23 protein-coding genes are annotated in these 26,949 nt (G+C 73.4%); 17 read left to right on the top strand and 6 right to left on the bottom strand.

Annotated features, from left to right (window positions below; all coding sequences use genetic code 11):
* Positions 1 to 360: 360 nt before the first annotated feature.
* A complete protein-coding gene (locus ACTEI_RS31060; RefSeq protein ID WP_122980893.1) occupies positions 361 to 1,200 on the bottom strand; it encodes a GNAT family N-acetyltransferase in 840 nt (279 codons plus the stop codon).
* Between the two features lie 123 nt (positions 1,201 to 1,323).
* On the opposite strand from ACTEI_RS31060, the gene ACTEI_RS31055 reads away from it, so the two are divergent.
* Positions 1,324 to 1,923, top strand: a complete 600-nt coding sequence (locus tag ACTEI_RS31055; RefSeq protein ID WP_122980892.1) for a PadR family transcriptional regulator — start codon at positions 1,324 to 1,326, stop codon at positions 1,921 to 1,923.
* 401 nt (positions 1,924 to 2,324) lie between these two features.
* On the opposite strand, the gene ACTEI_RS38760 is transcribed toward ACTEI_RS31055, so the two are convergent.
* Together ACTEI_RS38760 and ACTEI_RS31045 are read right to left on the bottom strand one after the other, a co-directional pair.
* Positions 2,325 to 2,960, bottom strand: coding sequence for an ArsR/SmtB family transcription factor (locus ACTEI_RS38760; RefSeq protein ID WP_239082106.1), 636 nt, complete (start codon positions 2,958 to 2,960; stop codon positions 2,325 to 2,327).
* Between the two features lie 452 nt (positions 2,961 to 3,412).
* Positions 3,413 to 4,381, bottom strand: coding sequence for an LLM class F420-dependent oxidoreductase (locus ACTEI_RS31045; protein ID WP_122980890.1), 969 nt, complete (start codon positions 4,379 to 4,381; stop codon positions 3,413 to 3,415).
* Between the two features lie 129 nt (positions 4,382 to 4,510).
* Between ACTEI_RS31045 and ACTEI_RS37925 the strand changes: the two genes are divergently transcribed.
* The 14 genes from ACTEI_RS37925 to ACTEI_RS30975 all read left to right on the top strand — a co-directional run bounded on the left by ACTEI_RS37925 (position 4,511) and on the right by ACTEI_RS30975 (position 23,401).
* Positions 4,511 to 5,530 (top strand): ABC transporter ATP-binding protein, encoded by a 1,020-nt coding sequence (locus ACTEI_RS37925; RefSeq protein WP_149100651.1) that lies wholly within the window; start codon positions 4,511 to 4,513, stop codon positions 5,528 to 5,530.
* On the top strand, positions 5,527 to 7,668 hold the full coding sequence (locus ACTEI_RS31035; RefSeq protein WP_122980889.1) for a YhgE/Pip domain-containing protein: 2,142 nt from the start codon (positions 5,527 to 5,529) through the stop codon (positions 7,666 to 7,668). Before ACTEI_RS37925 ends, ACTEI_RS31035 begins: the two co-directional genes overlap by 4 nt.
* Positions 7,669 to 7,683: 15 nt before the next feature.
* A complete protein-coding gene (locus tag ACTEI_RS31030) occupies positions 7,684 to 8,268 on the top strand; it encodes a TetR/AcrR family transcriptional regulator (protein ID WP_122982519.1) in 585 nt (194 codons plus the stop codon).
* 492 nt (positions 8,269 to 8,760) lie between these two features.
* The gene (locus ACTEI_RS31025; RefSeq protein ID WP_122980888.1) at positions 8,761 to 10,032 is read left to right on the top strand and encodes a sensor histidine kinase; all 1,272 of its coding nucleotides are present in this window, start codon (positions 8,761 to 8,763) and stop codon (positions 10,030 to 10,032) included.
* Positions 10,033 to 10,081: 49 nt separating this feature from the next.
* Positions 10,082 to 10,741, top strand: coding sequence for a response regulator (locus ACTEI_RS31020; RefSeq protein WP_122980887.1), 660 nt, complete (start codon positions 10,082 to 10,084; stop codon positions 10,739 to 10,741).
* A 62-nt stretch (positions 10,742 to 10,803) separates the two neighbouring features.
* Positions 10,804 to 11,697, top strand: coding sequence for an ABC transporter ATP-binding protein (locus ACTEI_RS31015; protein WP_122980886.1), 894 nt, complete (start codon positions 10,804 to 10,806; stop codon positions 11,695 to 11,697).
* Positions 11,694 to 12,749: an ABC transporter permease gene (locus ACTEI_RS31010; protein ID WP_122980885.1), complete on the top strand. Its 1,056-nt coding sequence runs from the start codon at positions 11,694 to 11,696 to the stop codon at positions 12,747 to 12,749. The genes ACTEI_RS31015 and ACTEI_RS31010 overlap by 4 nt, the downstream gene beginning before the upstream one ends.
* A gap of 335 nt (positions 12,750 to 13,084) precedes the next feature.
* On the top strand, positions 13,085 to 14,617 hold the full coding sequence (locus tag ACTEI_RS31005; protein ID WP_122980884.1) for an amino acid permease: 1,533 nt from the start codon (positions 13,085 to 13,087) through the stop codon (positions 14,615 to 14,617).
* Positions 14,618 to 14,629: 12 nt separating this feature from the next.
* Positions 14,630 to 15,976 carry a glutamine synthetase family protein gene (locus ACTEI_RS31000; protein ID WP_122980883.1) on the top strand — a complete coding sequence of 449 codons (1,347 nt, stop codon included), beginning with the start codon at positions 14,630 to 14,632 and terminating at the stop codon, positions 15,974 to 15,976.
* A 16-nt stretch (positions 15,977 to 15,992) separates the two neighbouring features.
* Positions 15,993 to 17,354: an aldehyde dehydrogenase family protein gene (locus tag ACTEI_RS30995; protein ID WP_122980882.1), complete on the top strand. Its 1,362-nt coding sequence runs from the start codon at positions 15,993 to 15,995 to the stop codon at positions 17,352 to 17,354.
* Positions 17,355 to 18,119, top strand: a complete 765-nt coding sequence (locus ACTEI_RS30990; RefSeq protein ID WP_122980881.1) for a 3-oxoacyl-ACP reductase — start codon at positions 17,355 to 17,357, stop codon at positions 18,117 to 18,119.
* Between the two features lie 176 nt (positions 18,120 to 18,295).
* Entirely contained in the window at positions 18,296 to 18,988 is a 693-nt protein-coding gene (locus ACTEI_RS30985; protein ID WP_122980880.1) for a gamma-glutamyl-gamma-aminobutyrate hydrolase family protein, read from the top strand.
* Positions 18,989 to 19,004: 16 nt separating this feature from the next.
* The gene (locus ACTEI_RS30980; protein ID WP_122980879.1) at positions 19,005 to 19,745 is read left to right on the top strand and encodes a gamma-glutamyl-gamma-aminobutyrate hydrolase family protein; all 741 of its coding nucleotides are present in this window, start codon (positions 19,005 to 19,007) and stop codon (positions 19,743 to 19,745) included.
* Positions 19,746 to 19,825: 80 nt separating this feature from the next.
* The gene (locus ACTEI_RS30975) at positions 19,826 to 23,401 is read left to right on the top strand and encodes a SpoIIE family protein phosphatase (RefSeq protein WP_122980878.1); all 3,576 of its coding nucleotides are present in this window, start codon (positions 19,826 to 19,828) and stop codon (positions 23,399 to 23,401) included.
* On the opposite strand, the gene ACTEI_RS30970 is transcribed toward ACTEI_RS30975, so the two are convergent.
* Positions 23,388 to 23,702, bottom strand: a complete 315-nt coding sequence (locus ACTEI_RS30970; RefSeq protein ID WP_122982518.1) for an STAS domain-containing protein — start codon at positions 23,700 to 23,702, stop codon at positions 23,388 to 23,390. The genes ACTEI_RS30975 and ACTEI_RS30970 overlap by 14 nt on opposite strands.
* An 80-nt stretch (positions 23,703 to 23,782) precedes the next feature.
* Here ACTEI_RS30970 and map point away from each other — a divergent pair, with 80 nt between their 5' ends.
* A complete protein-coding gene (gene map / locus ACTEI_RS30965; RefSeq protein WP_122980877.1) occupies positions 23,783 to 24,640 on the top strand; it encodes a type I methionyl aminopeptidase in 858 nt (285 codons plus the stop codon).
* Complete coding sequence (locus ACTEI_RS30960; RefSeq protein WP_122980876.1) at positions 24,637 to 25,335, top strand: VIT1/CCC1 transporter family protein; 699 nt, start codon at positions 24,637 to 24,639, stop codon at positions 25,333 to 25,335. The genes map and ACTEI_RS30960 overlap by 4 nt, the downstream gene beginning before the upstream one ends.
* Positions 25,336 to 25,788: 453 nt before the next feature.
* Here ACTEI_RS30960 and ACTEI_RS30955 read toward each other — a convergent pair whose 3' ends face one another.
* Positions 25,789 to 26,496: a nucleotidyltransferase domain-containing protein gene (locus tag ACTEI_RS30955; RefSeq protein ID WP_122980875.1), complete on the bottom strand. Its 708-nt coding sequence runs from the start codon at positions 26,494 to 26,496 to the stop codon at positions 25,789 to 25,791.
* Positions 26,497 to 26,513: 17 nt separating this feature from the next.
* Positions 26,514 to 26,942: a ferritin-like domain-containing protein gene (locus ACTEI_RS30950; protein WP_122980874.1), complete on the bottom strand. Its 429-nt coding sequence runs from the start codon at positions 26,940 to 26,942 to the stop codon at positions 26,514 to 26,516.
* Between the last annotated feature and the right edge of the window lie 7 nt (positions 26,943 to 26,949).

Here is a 26,949-nt window from a genome sequence, read left to right as displayed (position 1 = left end):
CGGAAGCCCGGAGCCGCCTCGCGCGTACCCGGGCTTCCGTCTTCCGGCGTGCGCGGGCGGCTCTTGCCGTCCGTTGTGCGGGGGCGGTTCTTCGGCGTCCGTTGTGCGGGGGCGGTTCTTCGGCGTCCGTTGTGCGGGGGCGGTTCTTCGGCGTCCGTTGTGCGGGGGCGGTTCTTCGGCGTCCGTTGTGCGGGGGCGGTCTTTCGGCGTCCGTCGTGCGGGGCGGTCTTTCGGCGTCCGTCGTGCCGAGGCGGCTCTGTGGCGTCCGTTGTGCCGGGGCGGCTCTTCGGCGTCCGTCGTGCGGCCGGGGCCCGAGCGTGGGTGTGGCCGCGGGCCCGGCGCGGCGAAGGCGTCGCCCGATCAGAACAGCACGGTTGCGAACGCGCCGGCCGACACGAAGCCGCACCGCTGATAGACGCGCCGCGCCGACGCGTTGTAGTCGTTCACGTAGAGACTCACGGTCGGCGCGACCCGCCGCAGCGCGTCGGTCACCACCGCCGCCATCGCCGCGGTCGCGATGCCCCGGCCACGGTGCTCCGGATGCACCCAGACGCCCTGCACCTGCGTGGTCCGCCGGGTGATGATCGCCAACTCGGCCTTGAAGATCACCTGATCGCCGAGAAACCTGGCGTACGCCCGCTTGCCCTTCACCAGCTCGGTGATGCGCCGGCGGTACCCCCGGCCGCCGTCGTCCTGCAGCGGCGACACCCCGACCTCCTCGGTGTACATCGCAACCGCGGCCGGGAACAGCTGATCCACCTCGCTGGGCCGGACCAGGCGCACCTCGGGGTCGGCCGGCACCGTCGGGGTCCGGTCGGTGACCAGCAGCGGCTGGTTGGGGCGAACGTCACGGGCGGGCCCCCAGGTCACGCTCAGCCGGTCCCACAGATCCAGCACCGCCTCGGCCCGTCCGATGATCGACGAACAGATCCGTGGCTCCGCGCCGAGCAGGTCGGCGAACGCGGCGACGGCCGGCGGGGTGGCGCCGACCGGCACCAGATGCGCCCCGGACCAGATGATCGACTCGACCCGGCGGCGCGGCTCGTATCCGTAGATCCGCCCGTCGGAGCGCCACCAGTTCAGGCCGTGGGCGGCGACGCGCTCGGCGATCTGGGCGCCCGCGTAGGGGTCGGCGTCCAGGATCCGATCGACAGCCGCGCGCTCCGGCTCACCGAGATGGCGAATGGGCACCGTCAACACAGCTACCACATTGCCAGATGGGAGCCGCCCGACACGCATGGCAACCCCTCCAGTTCAGAAACCCTTGCTAGCGACACGTTGCCGATATATCGTCTGACTATCGACGACAGAACGGAGAAGATCATGAGGTTCGCACACGAGGGGCACCACGGACGCCGGATGCGGGGCTTCGGCTTCCCGCCCGGCTTCCCGTTCGGCGGCCCCGGCTTCGGCTCCGGCGGTTTCGGCCCGGGCGGTTTCGGCCCGGGCGAGTTCGGTGGCCGCGGTGGCGGCCGGCGCGGTGGCCGTGGCCGGCTCAACGTCCGCCCCGCCGTCCTGGCGCTGCTGCTGGAGCGCCCGATGCACGGGTACGAGATGATCCAGGAGCTGGACGCCCGCACCAACGGCATCTGGCGCCCCAGCCCCGGCTCGATCTACCCCACCCTCCAGCTGCTGGAGGACGAGGGCCTGATCGAGGCCACCGCCGAGGGCGGGCGCAAGAGCTACCGCCTCACCGCCGACGGCCGCCCCGAGGCCGAGGCCGCCGCGCAGAACCCGCCGTGGTCGCGCTTCGGTGACGACACGCTCAACCAGGTGCAGGAATTCCGCGACGCCGCGGTCGGCATCTTCAGCGCGCTCAAGCAGGTCGGCTTCACCGGCACGCCGGAGCAGCGGGAGAAGGCGCTGGAGGTCCTCAACGACACGAAGCGCAAGCTCTACGCCATCCTCGCCGACGGCGAGTGAGCCGACCCGGCACTCCGAGCCCGCGGCCGGTCGAGGTCCGTGGCCGGGCCAGATCCGTGGCTGGTCGAGGTCCGTGGCCGGTCCAGGTCCGTGGCCGGTCCAGGTCGGCGGATCCTTCCGGTCGGCGGACCGGTCCAGGCGCGCGGAGGCCCAGGTCGGCAGATGGTCCAGGTCCGCGGAAAGGAAGCGCATCCAGCGGGGGATGCGCTTCCTTTGGTACGTCTGGCGATCTCGGCGCGTGACGGGTGCTCATCGGGGGCCATGACCGTCGGGATCGGCGCGTGACCGGCGCTCATCGGGGGCCATGACCGTCCGGAACCAGTGGGCCCGTCCACCCGCGTGGACGACCGCCGTGTTGCACCGGCCGGGAGGCAACACCGGCACCGCGCCCCGCGGGCTGGTCAGTCGAGGCCGGTGAGGCCGAGCAGGTCGCGCAGCGCCGACCGGCCGGACGGGGTGAGACGCACGGCTCGGCCCGAGCCGATGCGGGTCAGCCATTGGCGGGTCAGGAACGCCTCGCACACCCGGGCCCCGGCCAGCCCGCCGAGATGCGGGCGGCGTTCGGTCCAGTCCAGGCAGGCACGGGCCAGCGGGCGGCGATCGGCGCGCAGCCGCTCGGGCGCCACCCCCAGCGCGTCGGTCAGCCAGCTCAGACCGTCCGGGGTGATGGCGCATCCGTTGCGCTGGTCGAGCAGGCCGGCGCCGGTGAGGGCGTCGGTGACGGCTACGCCGAGGCGGCCGGCGAGGTGGTCGTAGCAGGTGCGGGCTCGGCGCAGGGCGGCATCCGCGGTCACCGCGCGCAGCCCGCGAGCCGGGGGGAGGCCGGGTTCCAGCCGGGCGGTGATGTCCTCGAGGAGGGTGGCGACGGCGGGGTCGGCGAGGCGGACGTACCGGTGCCGGCCCTGACGTGTCTCGGCCAGCAGCCCGCCGCCGATCAGCCGGTCCAGATGCCCGGTCGCGGTGGACCGTGCCACCCCGGCGTGCGCGGCCAGTTCGCCGGCGGTCCAGGCGCGCCCGTCGAGCAGCGCCAGGCACATCGCCGCGCGGGTCCGATCGGCCAGCAGCGCGGCGAACGCCGCGAGACCGGAGGCGTCCGCCGCGAAACCTGGCGCCTTCGCCGTGAGGTCGGAGGGGCCCGCTGCCAGATCTGGCGCCTTCGCCGTGAGGCCCGCGGGGCCCGCTGCCAGATCTGGTGCCTTCGCCGTGAGGCCCGCGGGGCCCGCGGCCAGATCTGGCGCCTTCGCCGTGAGGCCCGCGGGGTCGGCTGCGGAACCTGGCGCCTTCGCCGCGAGAGCAGAGGGGCCCGCTGCGGAACCTGGCGCGTTCGCCGGGCGGCCGGAGGCGTCCGCTGTGGGGCCTGGCGTGTCTGCCGTGAGGACCGAGGTGTCGCTCATGCCCCCATTGTTCGGCCGCGATGCTTCGGCGGGCACCGAACCTTCGGCTCCGGACCGTCCGGGTGCTGTGCCGGCGGGCGCCTCTCGTGCGGCGGTCAGGGCCGGCGGCCCAGCGCGCTGATCAGGGACGTCAGCGCCGGGAACCCGCCGCGTTCGAGTTCCGGGGTGGGCAGCAGGGCCATCACCGGGATGGTGACTCCGGCATCCGCGTACGCCTGGACGCGCGCCCGCACCACCTCCGGCGTCCCGTGCACGACCAGCTCGTCGACGAGCTCGTCCGGGATCGCGGCCAGCGCGCCCTTGCGGTCGCCGGCCTCCCACGCCTGCCACATCGGGGTGAGCAACTGCGCGCGGCCCAGCCAGCGGTGGAACGCGGCGTACGCCGGGACCGTCAGGTACGACGTGATGAGCCGCCGGCCGACCGTGCGGGCGTAGGCCGCGTCGTCGGTGGGGACGACGAAGATGCGGGCGGCGACGGCGAAGCCGGGGGCGGCCTCCTTGGTCTCGGCCAGCGCGGTGTGCACGTCGGCGGGGGACAGCCAGTTGAGGATCACCCCGTCCGCCTCGGCGGCGGCCAGGCGCAGCATCTGCGGGCGCAGCGCGGCCAGCATGAGCTGCGGTGGGACGGCCGGCGGGCGCTCCAGCCGGAAGCGTTTCACGGTGAAGGTGGAGAACGTCCGGTCGACCATCTCGCCGGCCAGGGCGGCGCGCAGGAACCGCAGCATGTCGCGGCTGCGGGCGAACGGCTTGACGAAGTCGGCGGCGTTCCAGTCGCCGGCCACCACGGGGCTGGAGGCGCCGATGCCGAACTGGAAACGGCCGGGCGCGGTCTCGGCGAGCGCGGCCGCGGTCATCGCCAGCAGGCCGGGGCCGCGGGTGTAGACCGGGGCGATCGCGGTGCCCAGCCGCAGCCGGGGCTCCCAGGCGGCGGCGAGGGTGAGCGGCGTGAACGCGTCGGTGCCGGCCACCTCGGCGGTCCACGCGTCGGTGAAGCCGGCGTCGGCCAGCGCCGCGAAGACGGCCGAGTGGTCGGCCAGCGGAACGCCGCCGAGCGGCACGGTCATGCCCCATCGCATCGACATGACGTCGATCCTGCCGTGGCGCGGCCGGTGATGTCCACCACCTGTGGATTGCCCGCGTGGACCACCCGGGTAGGTTTTTAAACTGACCAGTCAGTTTAAATAGGGGGTGTCATGGCAGTGCTGAGGGCGATGGGCGCCGGGGTCCGGCACCACCGGCGCTGGCTCGTCCGGGATCTCGACCTGGTGGTCGAGCCCGGCGAGACGGTCGCGGTGGTCGGCCCACCGGGCAGCGGGCGCACCAGCACGCTGCTGGCGCTGGCCGGAAGCCTGCGGTTGTCCGCGGGCACGGTCGCCCTCTCCGGTACGGCCGCGCTCGGTCACGTGGCCGGTGTCACCGATCCGGAGCCGGTCCTCACCGTCCTCGAACACGTCCGGGAACGGCTCGCGTTGCTCGGCCGTCCCCGGCGGGAGGCCGGGTCCGTGCCGCTGCACGGGCTGGACCCGGGGCTGCGCGGGCGCGACCTGACGCCGTACCAGAAGCAGATCCTCGGTCTGGTCCTGGCCGGACCGGCCCGCCCCGCGGTGGTCGCCCTCGACGGGGTGGACGCCGGGCTGGACGCGGGGGAGCGGACCGCGCTGTGGGACCTGCTCGGCTCGCTCACCGCGGGCGGCGTGGCGGTGCTGGTCACGGCGCGCGAGGTGGATGCGGCACGGGTCAGCCGGGTGGTCCGGCTGAGTGATCCGCAGGCGGGTGAGCCGGGACGGGCGGTGGTGCAGACACCGCAGGAGTACGCGGCGGGTCGGACCGGGCCGTGCTCCCTCGCCGAGTGGCCGGCAGCCGCGGTCCCGGCCGAGCCGGCCCGGGCGCACCCGCACCCGGCGGTGGGCCCGACGGCCTCCGGAGACCACCGGGACGCCGACGCCGGTCCAGCCCCGCAGGACAGCCCGGTCGAGGGCGCGGAGGGCGGCGCCGCGCCCCCGGACACGGGCGGCGACCGGCCCGGACAGCGCCACCACCGCACCGGCCCGGCGAAGCCGACCCTGCGCCGGAGCCTGCGCAGGGTCGCCGGCAAGCAGGTCCGGCGCGCCTCGACCGGCCCCCGGGACGAGCACGACGCCAGGACCCGCGGCACGACCATCGGGCTCGGGAAGAGCCTGCGCAAGACGGCGGGAAAGCGGGGAGAGCGGTGACCGGGTTCTCGGCGATCTCCCTGGCCGGCCTGGAGCTGCGCCGTTTCACCCGCAGCCGGCTGACGGCGGCGGCCCTGGCGGTCCTCGCGGTGGTCCCGCTGCTCTACGGGGCGCTCTACCTCTACGCCTTCTGGGACCCGTACGGCCATCTCCACCACATCCCGGCGGCGCTCGTGGTCGAGGACCGCCCGGCCACCGACCAGGACGGCGAGGTGGTGCACGCCGGGCGGGAGCTGGCCGACCGGCTGATCGAGCGGGAGGTCTTCGACTGGCACCTGGTCGACGCGAAGGCCGCGGAGGCCGGCTTGGCGGACGGCCGGTACCAGATCGAGCTGCGGATCCCGACGGACTTCTCCAGCAACCTGGTGGCCGCCCCGGACGCCGCCGCGACACCGGAGAACGCCCAGCTGCGGGCGGTCAGCGACGACTCCACCAACTACCTGTCCGGGGTCTTCGCCCGCACCGCGTTCGACGAGGTCCGGGCGGTGGCCTCGGCCGACGCGTCGGCGAAGTACTACGACCGGATGCTGATCGGGTTCACCGACCTGAAAGCGGAGACCGAGAAGGCCGCCGACGGCGCCGGGAAGATCGACGAGGGGGTCGGCCGGTTGCGCTCCGGCGCGGTGAAGGAGGCGAGCGGCATCGACGACGCGCACGGCGGCGCCGGGCAGCTCGCCGGCAAGCTCGGCCAGGCCGGGCGCGGCGCGGATCGGCTCGCCGACGGGCTGTCCGATCTGGAGACGGGCGCCGCCCAGCTGGCGTCCGGCACCTCCGAGGCGGCGGCGGGTGGCCGCCGGCTGGCCACGGCCGTGGACGCCGCGGCCGACCGGGTGGAGCCGGTGCTGCGGGAGAACGCGCAGGCCATCGAGGACGCGGCGAATCTGGTGGCCCGCGGCGCCGACCAGCTGGCCGCGAACGTCGGCGTGATCGGCGACGCCGCCGACCGGGCGGTGCGGGACGCGCGGAAGCTGCGCGACGTCCTGGACCGGCTGCCGGACGGCACCGAGGGGCTGGACGAGGCGAAACGGCTGGCCGGGCAGCTGGTCGCCGACGCGGAACGGATCCAGCGCCGGGTGGATGCCGCCGACCTGGACGCGCTGCGCGCCCGGCTGCGCGAGGTGGCGAGCACGGCCCGCGAGGTGGCGGCCGCCGCGCCGCACCTGGCCGACGACGTGGCGAACGCCCGTACCCGGGTGGACCGGCTGGCCGACGGCCTGGACCGGCTGGCCACCGGCGCGAAGCAGCTGCGGACCGGCACCGCGCAGGCCGCGGACGGCGCGACCGAGTTGCGCAACGGCGTCTACCGCCTGGCCGACGGCGCCCGGCAGCTGGACTCGGGGCTGGCCGAGCTGTCCGCCGGCGGGCACCGGATCGCCGACGGCCTGGCCGACCTGCGGGGCGGCACCGGGGAGCTGGCCGACCGGCTGGCCGACGGGGCCGGCGAGATCCCGGCGTACGACGACGCCGCCCACCGGTCCGGCATCCTGGCCGACCCGGTCTCCCTGGACCGGGTGGTGCGCAACCCGGCCGGCACCTACGGCGTCGGGTTCGCCCCGTACTTCCTGGCGCTCGCGCTGTGGGTGGGCGCAATGATCAACTACATGCTGCTGCGCCCGCTGAACCGGCGCTATCTGGCGTCCGGCGCGCCCGCGCCGCGGGTGGCGCTGGCCGGCCTGCTGCCGGGCGTGCTGATGGGCCTGGTCCAGGCGGCCCTGCTGTACGCCGTGGTCCGCTTCGCCCTGGGCCTGTCCCCGGTCCGCCCGGGGGTGAGCGTGGGCCTGCTGCTCGGCACCGCGGCGGTCTTCGCGGCGATCATGCAACTGATCGGGGCGGCGTTCGGCGCGCCCGGCCGGATCGTCGCGCTGGTCCTGCTGATGCTGCAGCTGACCTCGTCCGGGGGAACGTACCCGGTGCAGACCACGCCCGGCTTCTTCCAGATGATCCACCCGCTGCTGCCGATGACGTACGTGGTGGAGGCGGTGCGGCACGCGGTGGACGGCGGCGCGACCGGCCCGGTCCTGCACGGCGCCCTGGTGCTGGGCGGGTTCGGTCTGGTCGCCCTGCTGCTGACCGTGCTGGTCGCCGGCCGCAAGCGCCGGATGCGCGCCGCCGACCTGCATCCCGAGCTGGTCCTCTAGCCTGGGCTCGTGGCGATGGACGGGCGGAGCCGGCGTCGGGGGGACACCCGGCAGAGGCTGTACGAGGCCGCGGTGCAGCTGATCGCCGAGCAGGGGTTCTCGGCGACCACGGTGGACGACATCGCGCTGCGCGCCAAGGTCGCCAAGGGCACGGTCTACTACAACTTCAAGTCCAAGACCGATCTGTTCGAGGAGCTGCTCCGGCACGGGGTCGGGCTGCTCACCGACGAGTTCCGCACCGCGGTCGCCGGTCTGCCGCCGCGGGAGGCGGTGCGTGCGCTGGTCCGCGCGCAGCTGGAGTACATCCGCCGGTACCAGGCGTTCGCCCAGCTGCTGATCTCCGAGATGTGGCGGACCAACCGGGAGTGGCAGCAGACCCTGATCCTGCTCCGGGAGCAGGCGATCGGGGTGATCGCGGAGACCGTCCAGGCCGGGGTGGACTCCGGTGATCTGCCGCCGGAACTGGACGTGCGGGTGGCGTCGGCGGCGCTGTTCGGGGTGGGGCTGGTGGTGGCGGTGGACTGGCTGGTGTTCCAGCCGGAGCGGCCGGTCGAGGACGTCGAGGAGTCGCTGCTGGCGATCGTCCGCCGGGTCGTCTGACCCGGCGCAGACCGGTCCCCACGCCTCTGGCAGACATTGACGCTTTCCCGTATCGCCGCAGGTCAAGGTGCAGATGACCGAAAAAATCTACAGTGGCGACCCTAGAAATTTTCTGGCGGGCGACTTACCTTTGACGTGTCGGTCACGGCCGGCACGCAACTGGCACAGACGCTGAGTTGGAGAAGGAGGACGAGATACCGCAGCTACGCGAAATCACCACGTCCCCGACCCGACAAGAGGTGATCGCAGCCGATGCCCATCACTCCGGTCGACTGCTAGCGGCACGCAGCCGGTCGACCACCTGAGCCGGCCGTCGAGCCGGTGACAGAATTGAAAAGCCAGGGCCCCGGTTACCCGCCGGGGCCCTGGACTGTCTTCTGATCCGATCATGCGCGCCGGCCGCCCCGCGGCGTCGTCGCGTGCCGGGCGAGCCGGTCGCCGCACCGGCCGACCCCGATGCGCGGGGCCCGCGCGCCATGCGATGGTCTCTGCATGCCATCGTGGAACGTCGAAGAGTGGCGACGGCCGGGACCGACCCGCAAGCAGCGCCGGACCGACCTGTGGGCCGGGGTGGCGGTCGCCGCCGTGGCCGTCCTCAACCTGTACCTGCTGCGCAGCTACGGGTACTGGCACACGCACCGGAACCCGCCGATCGGCGAGCAGATCGCCTGGACGGTGGTGTGCACGCTGCCGCTGGCCTGGCGCCGCCGGGCTCCGGAGTGGGTCGCGGTGTTCATCTCGGTGGCCTTCATCGTCGCCCAGGTGCGCTTCTCGCAGGAGCAGATGGTCACCTCGTACGCCCTGTTCGCGGCGATCTACACGCTCGGCGCGTGGGGGCGGGACCGGCAGCGCGCCCGGGTGGTGCGGCTGGCGATCATCGCGGTGATGTTCGGCTGGCTCACCCTCTCCTTCGCCCTGTACCACGACATGGTGACCGTGTCCGAGCTGTCCGGTGCCTCCGGCGAGCTGCCCGAGCTGCCGTCGATGATCTTCACGGCGTACCTGCAGAACATCGTCTACTTCGCGTTCACGTACCTGATGGGCGACGCCGCCTGGCGTTCGGTCTGGCGCCGGCACCAGCTGGAGGAGCAGGCCGAGCAGCTGCGCGCGGCGCAGGAGGCGGCGGCCGGACGGGCGGTCCTGGACGAGCGGGTGCGGATCGCCCGCGAGCTGCACGACGTGGTCGCCCACCACGTGTCGGTGATGGGCATCCAGGCCTCCGCCTGCCGCCGGGCGCTGGAGAAGGACCCGGCGAAGGCGGTTCCCGCGCTGACCGCGATCGAGCAGGGCGCCCGCACCGCCGTGGACGAGCTGCACCGGATGCTCGGCGCGCTGCGCGCCAGCGAGCCGGCGCGGGTGGAGGGGCCGGGCGCCGGGATCGAGCGGATCGGGGAGATCGCGGACCGGGCCCGCGAGGCGGGCCTCCAGGTGCATCTGGGCACGTACGGCGAGCCGGCCCCGCTGCCGGACTCGCTCTCCCAGGCGGCCTACCGGATCGTGCAGGAGTCGGTGACCAACACCCTCAAACACGCGCACGCCGCCACGCTCGACATCCGGATCCGGTATCTGGCCGGTGAGCTGGAGCTGGACGTGGCCGACGACGGCCGGGGCGGCGCCGGCCCGGGCGGCAGCGGGATGGGCCTGATCGGGATGCGTGAGCGGGTGGCGGTGCACGACGGCACCCTGGAGCACGGCCGGCGCGCCGGCGGCGGATTCCGGGTGCGGGCCCGCTTGCCGTACGCCCAGGTGGGCAGCCCGGCATGATCCACCGCACCGGGCGGTGTCCCGCCGGCACGCCGAAGGAAGGCACAGCGTGAGCATCCAGGTCCTCCTCGCGGACGACCATCAGCTGGTCCGCTCCGGGTTCCGGGTCATCCTGGAGATGGAGGACGACATCCGCGTGGTGGGCGAGGCGGCCGACGGCGCCCGGGCGGTCGAGATGGCGCTGCGGCTGCGGCCCGACGTCGTACTGATGGATGTCGAGATGCCCGGGATGGACGGCCTGGAGGCGACCCGCCGCATCGCCGCCGAGGGCGGACCGTCGGTCCTGATCCTGACCACGTTCGACCGCGACGACTACCTGTTCGCCGCGCTGCAGGCCGGCGCCAGCGGGTTCCTGCTGAAGAACGGCACGCCGGAGGCGCTGACCGAGGCGGTACGCGTGCTGGCGGCCGGCGACGCGCTGCTCGCCCCGGCGGTGACCCGCCGGGTGATCGCCCAGTTCAGCACGCCCCGGCAGCGCGCGCCGGAGCCGGGCGTCCGCCTCGACGAGCTGACCCCGCGTGAGCACGAGGTGCTGGTGCGGCTGGCCGGTGGGGCGACCAACGCGGAGATCGCGACCGCCCTGCACCTCGGCGAGACGACGGTGAAGACGCACGTCAGCCGGGTGCTGATGAAGCTGGGCGCGCGCGACCGCACCCAGGCGGTGGTCCTCGCGTACGAGATGGGCGTGGTGCGTCCTTCGCGGGAATGACCCGCGGCGGTCCTCCCCGGGCCGGACGCCGCGGAGGGGGTGGAACGCCTAGCGTCGATGCCATGAACACCGTCCTCACCGTCGACGCGGTCAACCGGTCGTTCGGGGAGCGGCAGGTCCTCAAGGACGTGTCGTTCACCGTGACGACCGGTCGGCTGACCGGATTCGTCGGCGCCAACGGCGCCGGCAAGACCACCACCATGCGGATCATCCTCGGCGTCCTGGCCGCCGACACGGGCACGGTGACCTGGCAGGGGGCGCCGTTGAACCGGGATGTCCGGCAGCGCTTCGGCTACATGCCGGAGGAGCGCGGCCTCTACCCGAAGATGAGCGTCCTGGAGCAGGTCGTCTACCTGGGCCGGCTGCACGGGCTGGGCGCCGCCGAGGCGCGCCGGCGCACGATGGCGCTGCTGGAGCGGCTGGAGCTGGCCGAGCGGGCCAACGACCATGTGCAGAAGCTGTCGCTGGGCAACCAGCAGCGCGCCCAGATCGCCGCCGCGCTGGTGCACGATCCGGAACTGCTGGTGCTGGACGAGCCGTTCTCCGGGCTCGACCCGCTGGCCGTCGACAACGTGCTCGGCGTGCTGCGCGAGCGGGCCGCCGCCGGGGCCGCGGTGCTGTTCTCCAGCCACCAGCTGGACCTGGTCGAGCGCCTCTGCGACGACCTGGTGATCATCGCGAACGGCACCATCCGGGCGGCCGGCGACCGGGCCGGCCTGCGTGACCGGTACGCCCTGCCGCGTTACGCCATCGAGGTCGGCGCCGACGCCGGCTGGTTGCGTGACGAGGCCGGCGTGACCCTGGTCGACCTGGACGGCCGGCACGCCGTCTTCGACCTCGCTCCCGGCGCGGACGACCAGCAGGTGCTGCGCGCCGCCCTGACCCGCGGCCCGGTGCACGCGTTCGGCCCGGTCCGTCCCTCGCTCGCCGAGATCTTCCGAGAGGTGATCCAGTGACCACGTTCGAGGCCGCCAAACTGGTCGCCGCCCGGGAGATCCGGGTCAAGCTGCGCGACAAGGCCTTCCTCTACAGCACCGCCGTCTTCCTGCTCATCGTGCTCGCCTCGATCATGCTGCCGTCGCTGATCAACAGCGGCGCCACCAAGGTGGCGGTCACCGACAGCGCCGCGGCCGGCGTACTGCGGGCGACGGAGATGGACGTCCGGGTGGTCACCGACCCCGCCACCGCCGAGCAGCTGCTGCGCGACGGCGAGGTGGACGCCGCGGTGCTGGCCGGCCCGGTGGTGGTCGGGATGGACGAGGCCCCGGACGAGGTGGTGCAGGCGCTGAGCACCGAGCCGCAGGTCCGCCTGCTCGACCCCAGCGACGTCGAGCCGGTGCTGCAGGTGCTGGTGCCGCTGGCGTTCGCGATGCTGTTCTTCTTCACCTCGTTCACCTTCGGCATGCAGATCGCGCAGAGCGTGGTCGAGGAGAAACAGACCCGGATCGTCGAGATCCTGGTCGCCAGCGTGCCGGTGCGCGCGCTGCTGGCCGGCAAGGTGATCGCGCTGACCGCGCTGGCCTTCGCCCAGGTGGCGCTGCTCGCCGTGGTCGCGATCGTCGGGATGACCGTCACCGACGCGGCGCCCGGCCTGCTCAACGTGGTGGCCCCGGCGATCGGCTGGTTCCTGCCGTTCTTCGTCGTCGGCTTCGTCATGCTGGCCGCGCTGTGGGCCGGGGTGGGCGCGCTCGCCTCCCGGCAGGAGGAGCTGGCCAGCACCTCGGTGCCGGTGCAGATGCTGGTGCTGATCCCGTTCTTCGTGGTGGTCAGCCTGCCGCAGGGCGGCTCGGTGCTGCGGGTGCTGTCCTACGTGCCGTTCTCGTCGCCGCTGGCGATGCCGATCCGGCTGTTCAACGGCGACACGGCGATCTGGGAGCCGGTGGTCGCGCTGCTGATCCTGGCCGCCACCGCGGTGGCGCTGCTCGCGGTGGGCGCCCGGATCTACGCCGGGTCGCTGCTGAAGACGCAGGTGAAGACGTCGTTCATGGCGGCGCTGCGGAAGGCCTGATGCTTCCGTACGGGGGACGGGCGGTCCGCGACGGCGGGCCGCCCGTGCGGCGTACCCGCCGAAGGGGGCGGTGGTGCGGGGCGGGCGCTCCGCGGCACCGCCGCGTGCGGGAAGAGAGAGGTGACCGCGCCCCGCACCACCGCGGGAAGGTTGTCGACAACCGGGACGGGCGATGCCTGCCGAGGGAATCGCGCCGCCCTGTTGTCCCCAGGTTGGCACCGGGGCCGGGCGCGGGCAACGCAATTAACGTCCAGCATTGACGCGCGTAACACCGCGGGGCGATCATCACCGAAACCCGTGGCTCAGGTCACACCCTTGATGCAGGGGGCCCGCGCATGAGCACCGATCCACCCGTCGTCAGCGGCGACGAAGAGCGACTCGCGCAACTCGGCTACCGGCAGGAGCTGCACCGCCGGCTCTCCGGATTCTCCAACTTCGCCGTCTCCTTCTCGATCATCTCGATTCTGGCCGGCGCGATCACGTCGTACGCGATCGCGATGAACGCCGGCGGCCCGTTCGCCATCACCATCGGCTGGCTCCTGGTCGGCGTCATGGTCACCCTGGTGGCGCTGGCGATGGCCGAGGTGTGTTCGGCCTACCCGACCGCCGGCGCGCTCTACTGGTGGGCGGCGGCGCTGGCCAAGCGCAACCGCGCGGCGTGGGCCTGGTTCATCGGCTGGTTCAACTTCCTCGGCGAGGTCGCGGTCACCGCGGCGATCGACTTCGGCGCGGCGATCACCACGTCCGCGTTCCTCAGCCTGACCCTCGACGTGCAGGTCACGCCGGCGCGGACCTTCCTGATCTTCCTGGTCATCATCGTGGCGCACGGCCTGCTGAACACCTTCGGGGTGAACCTGGTCCGGGTGCTCTCCGACGTCAGCGCCTGGTGGCACCTGATCGGCGTCGCGGTGATCGTGGTGCTGCTCGCGGTGCTGCCGGACCAGCACAAGCCGATCTCCGAGGTGTTCTTCGAGGTGCGCAACGCGACCGGCTTCGGGTTCACCGGGGCCACCGTCTACGCGGTCCTGATCGGACTGCTGATGGCGCAGTACACCTACACCGGCTACGACGCCTCGGCGCACGTCGCGGAGGAGACCCACGACGCGGCCACCGCGGCGCCTCGCGGCATCGTGCTGTCGGTGGTCGTGTCGGTGCTGGCCGGGTTCGTGCTGCTGGTCGCGATCACCTGGTCGATCCAGGACTACGAGGCGCAGGCGAGCACCCCGCTGGGGCTCCCGCCGGCCCAGATCTTCATCGACGCGGCCGGCCACGACACCGGCACGTTCCTGCTGTTCATCTGCATGGTCGCGCAGTGGTTCTGTGGAATGGCGTCGGTGACGGCGAACTCCCGGATGTCGTACGCGTTCGCCCGCGACGGCGCGCTGCCCGGCTCGCGGCTGTGGAAGCGGGTCAATCCGCGTACCGGCACGCCGACCAACTCGATCTGGCTGTGCGTGAGCATCTCCACCGTGCTGGTGCTGCCGTCGCTGTGGAACACCACGGCGTACGCGGCGGCCACCTCGATCGCGGTGATCGGCCTGTACATCGCGTACGTGGGACCGGTCCTGCTGCGCCGCCGCAACCCGGAGTTCGAGCCCGGCCCGTGGCATCTGGGCCGGTGGAGCGCGCCGGTCGGATGGATCGCGATCGTCTGGGTAGGGATCATCTGCGTGCTGTTCGTGCTGCCCACGGCCGGCCCGATCACCGCGCGGAACTTCAACTACACGATCGTCGCGGTGGCCGTCGTGGTCGGCGGCGCGACGGTCTGGTGGTTCGTGAGCGCCCGCCGGTGGTTCACCGGGCCGCGCCCCAACCTGCTGGACCGGGCGGCACACGGCGAGCGGACCATGCCGGCGACCGACGACTGATAGGACTGTTCCATGGATCTCGAGGACCTCGACGTAGCGGTCGGCAACGGGTCGATCGACACCGTCCTGCTCGCCGTGACCGACATGCAGGGACGGTTGCAGGGCAAGCGGCTGCACGGCCGCTTCTTCATCGACGAGGTGGCCGGCGGCGGCAGTGAGGGCTGCAACTACCTGCTCGCGGTGGACGTCGACATGAACACCGTCGACGGGTACGAGATGTCGTCCTGGTCCACCGGGTACGGCGACTTCGTGATGCGCCCGGACTTCGCCACGTTGCGCCGGGTGCCGTGGCAGCCGGGCACCGCGCTGGTGCTCGCCGACCTGTTCGACACGCAGGGGCAGCCGGTCGCGCCGTCGCCGCGGCAGATCCTGCGCCGCCAGCTGGACCGGCTGGCCGCGCACGGGCTGAGCGCCTTCGCCGGGACCGAGCTGGAGTTCGTGCTCTACCGCGACAGCTACGAGCAGGCGTTCACCCAGGGCTACCGGAACCTGACCCCGGCGAACCAGTACAACGTGGACTACTCGCTGCTGGGCACCGCGCGGGTGGAGCCGCTGCTGCGCCGGATCCGCAACGAGATGTACGGCGCCGGCCTGGTCCCGGAGAGCGCCAAGGGCGAGTGCAACCTCGGCCAGCACGAGATCGCGTTCCGGTACGCCGACGCGCTGACCGCCGCCGACCACCACGTGATCTACAAGAACGGGGCCAAGGAGATCGCCGCCCAGGAGGGCATGGCGCTGACCTTCATGGCCAAGCCCAACGAGCGGGAGGGCAACTCCTGCCACATCCACTTCTCGCTGCGCGGGGCGGACGGACGCTCGGCGATGCTCGGCGACGGCCCGGCCCACCTGAGCGTGACCGGGCAGCGGGCGCTGGCCGGGCTGCTCGCCACCATGCGGGAGTTCAGCCTGCTGTTCGCGCCGAACATCAACTCGTACAAGCGGTACCAGCCGGGGACGTTCGCGCCGACCGCGCTGCGCTGGGGGGTGGACAACCGGACCTGCGCGCTGCGGATCGCCGGGCACGGGGAGGGGATGCGGGTGGAGAACCGGGTGCCGGGCGGGGACGTCAACCCGTACCTGGCGATCGCGGCCCTGGTGGCCGGAGCGCTGCACGGGATCGAGAACGAGCTGAGCCTGGAGGACGAGTTCGTCGGGAACGCCTACCAGGACGCCACCGCGTCGCGGGTGCCGACGACCCTGCGGGAGGCGACCGAGCTGTGGACGGCCAGCGCGGTCGCCGAAACAGCGTTCGGGGCGGACGTGGTCGCGCACTACGCCAACATGGGGCGGGTCGAGCTGGCCGCTTTCGACGCCGCGGTGACCGACTGGGAGTTGCGCCGTGGATTCGAGCGCCTCTGAGTGTGAGGATCTTGGCGTGGGGACTACTGAGGTGATCAACCCGGCGACGGGCGCGGCCTTCACGACCGTACCGTCGCTGGATGTGGCCGGGACCGACGCGGCGATCGAGCGGTCCCGGAAGGCCTTCGCGACGTGGCGCGCGGTCGCGCCCGGGGACCGGGCGCGGCTGCTGCGCCGCTTCGCGGCGGTGGTCGACGACCACCTGGAGGAGTTGGCGCGGCTGGAGGTGCGCAACGCCGGTCACCCCATCGGCAACGCCCGCTGGGAGGCCGGCAACGTCCGCGACGTGCTGAATTACTACGCCGGTGCGCCGGAGCGGCTGTCCGGCCGGCAGATCCCGGTGCCCGGCGGTGTCGACGTGACCTTCCACGAGCCGCTGGGCGTGGTCGGGATCATCGTGCCGTGGAACTTCCCGATGCCGATCGCCGGCTGGGGTTTCGCCCCGGCGCTGGCGGCCGGCAACACGGTCGTGCTCAAGCCGGCCGAGCTGACCCCGCTGACCGCGATCCGTCTCGCCGAGCTGGCCCTGGAAGCGGGCCTGCCGGAGGACGTCTTCCAGGTGCTGCCGGGCAAGGGCGGCGTGGTCGGGCAGCGGTTCGTCACCCACCCGGCGGTCCGCAAGGTCTGCTTCACCGGCTCCACCGCGGTCGGCAAGTCGATCATGGCGGGCTGCGCCGATCAGGTGAAACGGGTGACCCTGGAGCTGGGCGGCAAGAGCGCCAACATCGTCTTCGCGGACGCCGACCTGGAACGCGCGGCGGCCGCCGCGCCCGGCGCGGTCTTCGACAACGCCGGCCAGGACTGCTGCGCCCGGTCCCGGCTGCTGGTCGAGGCTTCGGTGTACGACCGGTTCCTGGCCCTGCTGGAACCGGCGGTCCGGGATTTCCGGGTGCTCGACCCGGCCAGTGAGACGTCCGAGATGGGCCCGCTGATCTCCGCGGCGCAGCGCTCCTCGGTCGCCGGGTTCGTGGCCGGCGCCGACGTGGCCTTCCGCGGCTCGGCCCCCGAGGGCGACGGCTGGTGGTTCCCGCCCACCGTGCTGCTCGCCGGATCCGCCACCGACCGGCACTGGCGGGAGGAGATCTTCGGACCGGTCGTGTCGGTGCTGCCGTTCCGGGACGAGGCGGAGGCGATCCGGCTGGCCAACGACACCGAGTACGGCCTCTCCGGCTCGATCTGGACCCGGGACCTGGGCCGGGCGCTGCGGGTCTCCCGGGCGGTGGAGACCGGCGCGCTCAGCGTCAACAGCAACTCGTCGGTGCGGTACTGGACGCCGTTCGGCGGGATGAAACAGTCCGGACTCGGCCGGGAGCTGGGGCCGGACGCGCTGCTGGCGTTCACCGACGTCAAGAACGTGTTTCTTTCGATGGGAGACTGAGTGGAGCGTCTACAGGACCGGGTCGCCGTGATCACCGGCGCCGGCAGCGGTATCGGGCTCGCCACCGCCCGGCGGTTCGCCGCCGAGGGCGCCCGGGTGGTGGCGGTGGACATCTCCGAGGAGTCCGGCAAGGCGGTCGCCGCGGAGACCGGCGGCGAGTTCGTGACCTGTGACGTCAGCGACGAGGACCAGGTCAGGGCGCTCTTCGACGGGGTCGTCGAGCGGCACGGGCGGGTGGACATCGCGTTCAACAACGCCGGCATCTCGCCGCCCGAGGACGACTCGATCCTGGTCACCGGCATCGAGGCGTGGGAGCGGGTGCTCCGGGTCAACACCACGTCGGTCTTCTTCTGCTGCAAGTACGCCATTCCGCACATGCGGCGCCAGGGCAAGGGCTCGATCATCAACACCGCCTCGTTCGTCGCCCTGCTCGGGGCGGCCACCTCGCAGATCGCGTACACCGCGAGCAAGGGCGGGGTGCTGGCGATGACCCGGGAGCTGGGCGTGCAGTTCGCCCGGGAGGGCATCCGGATCAACGCGCTGTGTCCCGGCCCGGTGGCCACCCCGCTGCTGATGGAGCTGTTCGCCAAGGACCCGGAGCGGGCGCAGCGCCGCCTGGTGCACGTGCCGATGGGCCGGTTCGCCGAGCCGGACGAGATCGCCGCCGCGGTCGCCTTCCTGGCAAGTGACGACGCCTCGTTCATGACCGCGTCGCAATTCGTCGTCGACGGTGGGATCACCGGTGCGTACGTGACTCCGCTGTAAATGTTTAGCCGCCGCCGATCCCGGGCAGGGGAATCGCATACAGGGGTCGGATCCCTGCTCAGGCGGGTTCAGGTCCCCGTCTGTGGTAGGACAGAGGGGCCCGTCGCGCGGTGCCGGAACTTCGGCGCCGCGCGCCTGTATGTGGCGAACCGATGGGCGGTGGCTACGGTGGTGCGATGCGTCCGATCATCGGGATAACGACGTACGTGATGCCCGCCACCTGGGGCGTGTGGCGCGACCTCCCGACCGCCCTGGTGCCCCAGGACTACGCCGCCGCGATCACCGTGGCCGGCGGCCGGGCCGTGCTGCTGCCCCCGGACGACACGGACGCCGACGTGCTGCGGGCGCTGGACGGGCTGCTGCTCAGCGGCGGCCCGGACATCTCCCCCCGGCTGTACGGCGCCGAGCCCGGCCCGCACACCGTCACCCACCCGGAGCGGGACGACGCCGAGTTGCTGCTCCTGACCGCCGCCCTCGACCGCGACCTGCCGGTGCTGGGCGTCTGCCGGGGCATGCAGCTGCTGGTCGCCGCGGCCGGCGGCAGCCTGCACCAGCACCTGCCCGACGTGCTCGGCCACGAGAAACACCGCCCCGCCCCGGCGGTGTACGGCGAGCACGACGCCGTCTTCACCCCCGGCAGCCGGATCGCCGGACTGATGGGTGAGGACGTGACCATCAACTGCTTCCACCACCAGGGCGTCGCCGATCCCGGGAAGCTGACCGTCACCGGCCGCGCCGAGGACGGCCTGCCCGAGGCGGTCGAGGACCCGGACCGGCGCTTCGTGCTCGGCGTGCAGTGGCATCCCGAGGTCAGCCGCGACCGGCGGCTGTTCGGCGCGCTGGTGGCGGCGGCGGGGCACCGGAGCTGAAGGAGATCGCACCCTCATGCGCAGACCGCTGATCGGCCTCACCTCGTACGCCCAGCACGTGCAGTTCGGCCGCAACGACATGATGGCCGGGATGCTGCCGATGACCTACGTCAAGGCGGTGCACGCCACCGGCGGGCGAGCGGTGCTGATCACGCCCGACGATCCCGGCACCGACGTGCTGGAGGCCCTGGACGGCATCGTGTTCACCGGCGGCGGCGACATCGACCCGGCCGGCTACGGCGCGCAGGCGCACCCGGAGACCGAGGTGGACGCCGTACGCGACGCCGCCGAGCTGCTCCTGATGCGCGCCGCGCTGGACGCCGACCTGCCGGTGCTCGGCATCTGCCGGGGGCATCAGGTGATGGCGGTCGCCACCGGCGGCTCACTGCACCAGCACCTGCCCGATCTGATCGGGCACGACCGGCACCGGGCGCACGGCGGCAACGACCCGCTGGCGGCCGGCGCCGGCGACTACGGCCGGCACGACGTGGTGACCGCCGAGGGCTCGCGGGCGCACGCGCTGTTCGGCCGGCACGCCGTCGTCAACTCGTTCCACCACCAGGCGGTGGCCGACCCGGGCGCGTTCGTGGCGACCGGCTGGTGCCCGGACGACCGGGTCGTGGAGATCATCGAGCACCCGCAGCGGACCTTCGCGCTGGGCGTGCAGTGGCATCCGGAGCGCACCGCGGACCTGCGGGTCTTCGCGGCCCTGGCGGATGCCGCCCGGGCCCGGCGGGGGGTCGCCGCCCCGGTGTAGCCCAGCGGTGCGCCGGGACCGGTGTTACCGTGCGTCGAGCCGGGGAGGACCGGTCACCCGACCCCCCACGGGAGGCTTTCATGGGCGCCCTGCCGGCCCGGCTGCGCATCGCCTTCGAGCGTGGCGGCGAGATGGGCCGGCGGCTGGCGGCGCTGGACTGGTCGGCCTCGCCGGCCGGTGATCCGTCGTCCTGGCCACCCGAGCTGGCCGACGCGGTGATCACGATGCTGGCCTCGCGCACGCCGATCATCATCTTCTGGGGGCCGGAGCACATCGCGCTCTACAACGACGCGCACATCCCGATCCCCGGCAGCAAACATCCGGACTACCTGGGCCGGCCCGGCGCGCGGCTGTGGGCGGAGATCTGGGACGAGATCCGCGCGCTGTTCCAGCGGGTGTACCAGGCCGACGAGGCGTTCTTCGCCGACGACCACCGCTTCCTGATCGACCGGTACGGCTTCCTGGAGGAGGCGTACTTCGCCATCTCGTGCGACCCGATCCGGGCCGCCGACGGCTCGATCGGCGGCATCATGTGCATCGTCGCCGAGACCACCGGCCGGCTGCTCGGCGAGCGGCGGGTGCGCACGCTCTCCGCGCTGGGCCGCCGCCTGGCCGACTCGACCGGGGAGGCCGCGCTGGCCGCCGAGGCCGCCGCCGTGCTCGGTGAGAACGCCGACGACGTGCCGTACGCCGCCGTGGTGCTCGGCGACCGGAGCGACCATCCGGCGGTCCGCCAGGTGATCGCCGGTGGGCGTCCGGGCCGGGCGCCGCTGGCCGAGCTGACCGATCCGCCCGCGGCCGCCGCGGACGAGGCGCTCGTGCTGCCGATCGGCGTCGGCGCCGACACGGTCGGCGCGCTGGTCGTCGGGGTGAGCCGGTACCTGCGGCTGGACGGTGACTACCGGGACTTCCTGGAGCTGGCCACCGCCCAGATCTCCCGGGCGGTGGCCAGCGTCCGGGAGATCGAGCTGCAACGGCGCCGGGCCGCCGAGCTGGCCGCGCTGGACCGGGCGAAGACCGACTTCTTCTCCAACGTCAGCCACGAGTTCCGTACCCCGCTGACGTTGATCCTGGGTTCGCTCGAGGACCTGATCGACGCCCCGGACACCGGCGCTGAGCTGCGTGAGCGGCTGCTTCCGGCGCACCGCAACGGGATGCGCCTGCTCAAGCTGGTGAACACCGTGCTGGACTTCTCCCGGGTGGAGTCCGGTCGGATGCGGGCGGTGTTCCGGCCGACCGACCTGGCCGGGCACACCGCGCGGCTGGCCGCCTCGTTCCGGCCGGCGACCGAACGGGCCGGGCTGGATCTGGTGATCGAGACGCCGCCCGAGCCCGTACCGGTACACGTGGACCACGAACTGTGGGAGAAGATCGTTTTCAACCTGCTCTCCAACGCGGTGAAGTTCACCCGTCAGGGCCGGGTGGAGGTACACGTACGCGTCGCCGGCGGCCACGCGGAACTCGCCGTGCGGGACACCGGCGTCGGCATCCCGGAGAACGAGCAGGCGCTGCTGTTCGACCGGTTCCACCGGGTCACCGGCGCCTGGTCGCGCAGCCACGAGGGCACCGGCATCGGGCTGGCGCTGGTCCGCGAGCTGGTCGAGCTGCACGGCGGCTCGGTCGGGGTGCGCAGCACGCCCGGCGCCGGCAGCGAGTTCCTGGTCCGGATCCCGTTCGGCGCCGCGCACCTGCCGGCCGACCGGGTCAGCGACGACCCGGCCCCGCCGGCGATCGCCGACCCGCGCCCCTGGACGGACGAGGCGGGCTGGTGGTCCGGTGACGGCGCGCGCTCCGGCGACGACCCGGCCCCCGGGGCGGACCGGCCCGCCACCGGCGGCCGGATCCTGCTCGCCGACGACAACGCCGACCTGCGCGAACACGTCACCCGCCTGCTCAGCCCGCACTGGGAGGTGATCGGGGCAGTCGACGGCGCGACCGCCCTGGAGCTCGCCCGGGAACGGCCGTTCGACCTGGTCCTGACCGACGTGATGATGCCCCGGCTGGACGGCTTCGGCCTGATCGCCGCGCTCCGCGCCGACCAGCGCACCCGGGACGTGCCGATCGTGGTGCTCTCCGCGCGGGCCGGTGAGGAGGCCGCGGTCGAGGGTCTGGCCGCCGGCGCCGACGACTACCTGGTCAAGCCGTTCTCCGCCCGCGAGCTGACCGCCCGGGTGCGGGCCAACCTGGAGCTCGGCCAGCTGCGCCGGGAGACGGTCAGCCGGCTGCGCGGGCTGGTCGACGCCGCGGTCGCGCTGAACACGGTGGCCGGGACCGCCGAGGTGCTCGACGTGGCGGCCCGGCACGTGCAGGCGATGACCGCGGCCGGCCGGGTGGTGGTGACCGCCCCGGACGCCCGGGCCGAGACCGACGGCGGCGCCGACGCGGCCGCCGAGCCGGACCTGGTGCTGCCGCTGCCGGACACCACCGGGCGGGCCGTCGGCGAGCTGCGCGTGTGGTCCGGGCCGGGCGGGCCGGTGGAGCCGATGGTGCTCACCCAGCTGGCCCGGCTGGTCGGCCTGCGGCTGGCCGGCGCCCGGCTCTACGAGACCGAGCACCGGATCGCCCGTACCCTGCAGCACAGCCTGCTGCCGCAGTCCCTGCCCCGGGTGCCCGGCGCGGTCGTGGCCAGCCGGTACGTGGCCGGCAGCAGCGAGGCCCGGGTGGGCGGCGACTGGTACGACGTGATCGCCGGCCCGGACGGCCACCTGTACCTGGTCATCGGTGACGTGGTCGGCAAGGGGGTGCAGGCCGCGGCCGCGATGGGACAGCTGCGCAACGCGCTCCGGGCGTACGTCCTGGAGGGGTTCGACTGCGGGCCCGCCCTGAGCCGCCTCAACCGCCTGGTCGGCACGCTCGGCCGGCGGCAGTTCGCCACCGTCGTGTGCGTGCGGTTCGACCCGCGGACCCGGGTGATGCGCTACTCGTCGGCCGGGCACCCGTCCCCGATCCTGGTCAGCCCCGGGCGGCCGGGCGCCTTCGTGTACCGCAACGCGCTCGGCCCGCCGATCGGCGCGCTCGGCGACGTGCCGTACCCGACCCGGGAGATCCGGCTGGCCCCCCGCGACCGGCTGCTGCTCTACACCGACGGGCTGGTCGAGGACCGCCGGCAGGGCATCGACACCGGACTGGCCGAGCTCACCGCGGACGTGGCCGGGCCCACCGAGCACGTCGAGGACCTGCTGGACGCGCTGCTGGCCAAGGCCACCCGGCAGGTGCGCCGGGACGACATCGCGATGATCGCGCTGGAGGTGACCGAGGAGCGCGTGTTCGTCATGCGGCTGCCCGCCGACCCGGCCCGGCTCAGCGTGCTGCGCCAGCGGCTCGCGGACTTCCTGGAGGCGTACGCGGTCCCCGAGACGGACGTGTTCGACCTGACCGTGGCGGTCTCCGAGGCGGTGGCCAACGCGATCGAGCACCCGATCGACCCGGCCGAGCCGGTGATCACGGTGGAGGCGTCGATCGCCGACGCGGTGGTGGTCACCGTGCGCGACACCGGGCGCTGGCGGCCGGCGAGCGACGCCGGTTTCCGCGGGCGCGGGCTCCCGCTGATCGAGGCGCTGACCGAGCTGTCCGTGCACCGGTCCCCGGAGGGCACCGCGGTGACCCTGCGCCGCCCGTTCCGCCCGGCCGGGCGTGAACCGGTCAGGCCGGTCTGAGCCAGGGCTGGTGGCCCAGACCGGAGATGTCGAGCACCCGGCGGACCCGCTCGGACGGGATCACCCGCAGCGTCCCCGGGTACCGCTCGGCGAGCCGGACCAGGGCGTGGATGGCGGCCGAGTCGAAGAACGTGACCGCGCGCAGGTCGAGCGTCGCGCCGTTGATCCGGTCCGGGGTGGCGGCGGCGAAGAGGGCGTCGGCCGTGGACATGTCCACCTCGCCGGTCACCGTCACGATGACCCGATCGCCGTCGACCGCGCCGGTCGCCGAGAAAGTCGGGTCCTGGCCCTCTTGATCCACCAACACACGATTTCACAGCGTGCTGGGAGCGGCAAGGACGGGGCCGATCGGGCCCGCGGGCGGCGGATAGGCTGGGGGACATGACCGTACGTGCGCCACTCGTGCCGGGTAGGCAGTCGCCCTGGCGATCGGTCCCGGCGAACATCGTCCGCCCCGAATACGTCGGCAAGAAACGCCCCCTGCAGTGGCGTGGCTCGCACGTGCAGACGCCGGAGACCATCGAGAAGATGCGGGTCGCCGGGCGGATCGCGGCGCAGGCCACCCAGCTGGCCGGTGAGCACTGCAAGCCGGGCGTGACCACCGACGAGATCGATCGGGTGGTGCACGAGTTCATCCTCGACCACGGGGCGTACCCGTCGACCCTGGGTTACAAGGGTTTCCCCAAGTCCTGCTGCACCTCGCTGAACGAGGTGATCTGCCACGGCATCCCGGACTCCACGGTGCTTGAGGACGGCGACATCATCAACGTCGACGTCACGGCGTACCTCGACGGGGTGCACGGCGACACCGACGCGACGTTCTGCGTCGGCGAGGTGAGCGAGGAGGCCCGGCTGCTGGTCGAGCGCACCCACGAGGCGATGATGCGCGGCATCCGGGCGGTCGCCCCGGGGCGACCGATCAACGCGATCGGGCGGGTGATCGAGGCGTACGCCCGGCGGTTCGGCTACGGCGTGGTCCGCGACTTCACCGGGCACGGCATCGGCGAGACGTTCCACTCCGGGCTGTACATCCCGCACTACGACAACCCGCGCCTGGACACCGTGATGGAGCCGGGCATGACGTTCACCATCGAGCCGATGATCACGCTCGGCACCCACGAGTACGAGATCTGGAAGGACGGCTGGACGGTCGTCACCAAGGACCGCAAGTGGACCGCTCAGTTCGAGCACACCCTGGTGGTGACCGAGGACGGCTTCGAGATCCTCACCCTGCCGTGACCGCGCTCGTCGAGCACCACCACGCGGACGTCTCCGGCGGGTGGCTGCGGGCGGCGACGTTCGGGGCGATGGACGGGCTGGTCACCAACATCGCGCTGATCGCCGGGGTGGGCGGCGCCCAGGTGGACCGGCACACGCTGCTGCTCACCGGGATCGCCGGCCTGGTCGCCGGGGCCATCTCGATGGGCATCGGGGAGTACACCAGCGTCCGCACCCAGAACGAGCAGGTCGCCGCCGAGCTGGCCAAGGAGCTGCACGAGCTGCGGATCAACCCGGAGGGCGAGGCCGACGAACTGGTCGGCGTGTGGACCGGGCGCGGGCTCCCGCCGGAGCTGGCCCGCCAGGTCGCGGACGTGCTCAAGCAGCACCCCGACCAGGCGTTGCGGGTGCACGCGCAGGAGGAGCTCGGTGTGGTGCCGGACGAGCTGCCCAGCCCCTGGACGGCGGCGTCGTCCTCGTTCGCGTGCTTCGCGGTGGGCGCGCTGTTCCCGCTGCTCACCCTCCTGCTGGGGTACGACGGGCTGTGGGCCGCGCTGGCGGTGGGCGGCCTCGGCCTGTTCGCCGCCGGGGCGATCGTGGCCCGGCTGACCGCCCGGCCGTGGTGGCTGGGCGGGCTGCGCCAGCTGGCGCTGGGCGGCCTGGCCGCGGGGGTGACCTACGCCATCGGCATCCTGATCGGCGTCAGCGTCGCCTGACGCCGCTGTCGCCACTCCCCGGGTACACTCCCCGGCCTCCCCACCCAAGCCCCGCCCGCCCGCCCGCCCGACGCCCGCCCGGCCCGCGCCCCGCCGGGCGTCCGCCCGCGCGCGATTGCCGGGCGTGCTGACTGCCGCACGGGCGGTGGGCGCGGCCGCTGCCCCGGGCGGCAGCGGCGCGCGGGACCGGCGCGGGGCGCGGCTGTGAAGCCTGCGGACGGGACTCCCAGGCGTACCGGAAACGGGCCACCGCAACCGGCGCGGACCTTGCGCGGGCGTGCCGGAGCCGGTGCGGAGCGGTCGCGACCGCGCCGGATCGGGTGTGGAGCACTCTCCGGGCGTGCTGGAGCCGGTGCGGAGCGGCCTGCGGGCCGTCGGGGGTCCGGGCTGCCGGGGTGGGTGCAAAGCGGTCCGCGCGCCGGAGCGGCTCGTCCGGTGAGCCCGGGTGGGCGGTCAGTCGAACAGGGCGTCCAGGGTGCCGTCCACCGGGCGGCCGCGCGCGGCCAGCTCGTCGGCCTGGTACTTGAGGATCGCGCCGAGCTCCTGCATGTCCGCCGCGGCCACCCCGGTGCGCTTCACCGCGTCCGCCACGTTGCGGAACCAGGTGCGGGTGAGCGAGCCGGCGACCAGGGCGGCGTACACGCGAGCCTCGGCGATCATCACGAGCGCGGACTCGGTGTCGGAGCCGTGGGTGAGCCGGACGGCGCGCTGCCGGGCGCCGTTCGCGGTGGCCCAGCTGAGCCGGGCCAGCTGGGTGAACTCGACCGGCCGGGCCTCGGTGAGCAGGTGCTGGTGCGCCTCTCGCTGCTCCTGGAAGCAGCCGGTGGGGTCGTGCAGCGCGAACGTGGTGAGGTACCGGTCGGCCAGCAGCGGCCAGCGCGGGGTGAGCAGCCGGGACTGGATCAGCGCCTGGCCGGCGGCCAGCACCCGCAGCTCGACCGGGATGCCGTCGACCTTGCGCAGGGTGGGCTTCGGGCCGGTCCGCGGCCGGTAGGTGAGCACGATCAGGTTGACGTCGCTGGTCTGCGAGTCGTCGCCGTGCGCGACCGAGCCGCGGACCCCGATCGCCTGCACGTCGGCCGGCCAGCGGCGCCGGATGGCGTCGCTGAGCCGGATGGCGAGCGCGGCCCGTGGCGAGGAGGTGTCGATCTCGTCGATCACCCCCTCATTCTCGGCCCTCAGGCACCCGGGCGGCCGGGAAAGATCAAGGTCAGCGGCGTGACCCGGGCGAGCTTGCGCCACCTGGTGGCGCGGACCGCGGAGGCGGTCAGAGCCGCCAGCGCGTCGGCCCGGTCGGCGTTCTCGGTGACCGGCAGCACCGGCCGCCAGGCCTGCGCCACCCCGTCCTCGATCTGGACGGCGAGTTTCAGCGCGGCGGCGCGGTCCTCGACCGGGAACGGCAGCTGGTAGCCGGGCGGGGTGGGCGCGGTGCTCGCCCGGAGCGCGGCGAGCCGGTCGACCAGGTCGTCGCGGCGCACCCGGTGCTCCTGTTCGGCGGCCCGGGCCTGGTCCTGCTCGGAACCCTCCCGCAGATGGACGCCGATCACCCCGTACGCCCAGATGGCCGCCTCCTCGGCGGCGAGCGCGCCGGCCAGTTGCTCTTTCACGTCCGAG

Origin of the sequence: Actinoplanes teichomyceticus ATCC 31121, assembly GCF_003711105.1 — a bacterium.
In the GTDB taxonomy this organism is placed as follows: domain Bacteria; phylum Actinomycetota; class Actinomycetes; order Mycobacteriales; family Micromonosporaceae; genus Actinoplanes; species Actinoplanes teichomyceticus.
This window is presented reverse-complemented; position numbering and strand designations above follow the sequence as displayed.

Excerpts from the sequence above, each read along its gene's own strand:
- ACTEI_RS31055 (WP_122980892.1), top strand. The coding sequence starts at position 1,324 with ATGAGGTTCGCACACGAGGGGCACCACGGACGCCGGATGCGGGGCTTC.
- ACTEI_RS38760 (WP_239082106.1), bottom strand. The coding sequence starts at position 2,960 with ATGTGCCTGGCGCTGCTCGACGGGCGCGCCTGGACCGCCGGCGAACTG.
- ACTEI_RS31045 (WP_122980890.1), bottom strand. The coding sequence starts at position 4,381 with ATGACCGTGCCGCTCGGCGGCGTTCCGCTGGCCGACCACTCGGCCGTC.
- ACTEI_RS37925 (WP_149100651.1), top strand. The coding sequence starts at position 4,511 with ATGGCAGTGCTGAGGGCGATGGGCGCCGGGGTCCGGCACCACCGGCGC.
- ACTEI_RS31030 (WP_122982519.1), top strand. The coding sequence starts at position 7,684 with ATGGACGGGCGGAGCCGGCGTCGGGGGGACACCCGGCAGAGGCTGTAC.
- ACTEI_RS31025 (WP_122980888.1), top strand. The coding sequence starts at position 8,761 with ATGCCATCGTGGAACGTCGAAGAGTGGCGACGGCCGGGACCGACCCGC.
- ACTEI_RS31015 (WP_122980886.1), top strand. The coding sequence starts at position 10,804 with ATGAACACCGTCCTCACCGTCGACGCGGTCAACCGGTCGTTCGGGGAG.
- ACTEI_RS31005 (WP_122980884.1), top strand. The coding sequence starts at position 13,085 with ATGAGCACCGATCCACCCGTCGTCAGCGGCGACGAAGAGCGACTCGCG.
- ACTEI_RS31000 (WP_122980883.1), top strand. The coding sequence starts at position 14,630 with ATGGATCTCGAGGACCTCGACGTAGCGGTCGGCAACGGGTCGATCGAC.
- ACTEI_RS30985 (WP_122980880.1), top strand. The coding sequence starts at position 18,296 with ATGCGTCCGATCATCGGGATAACGACGTACGTGATGCCCGCCACCTGG.
- ACTEI_RS30980 (WP_122980879.1), top strand. The coding sequence starts at position 19,005 with ATGCGCAGACCGCTGATCGGCCTCACCTCGTACGCCCAGCACGTGCAG.
- ACTEI_RS30975 (WP_122980878.1), top strand. The coding sequence starts at position 19,826 with ATGGGCGCCCTGCCGGCCCGGCTGCGCATCGCCTTCGAGCGTGGCGGC.
- map (WP_122980877.1), top strand. The coding sequence starts at position 23,783 with ATGACCGTACGTGCGCCACTCGTGCCGGGTAGGCAGTCGCCCTGGCGA.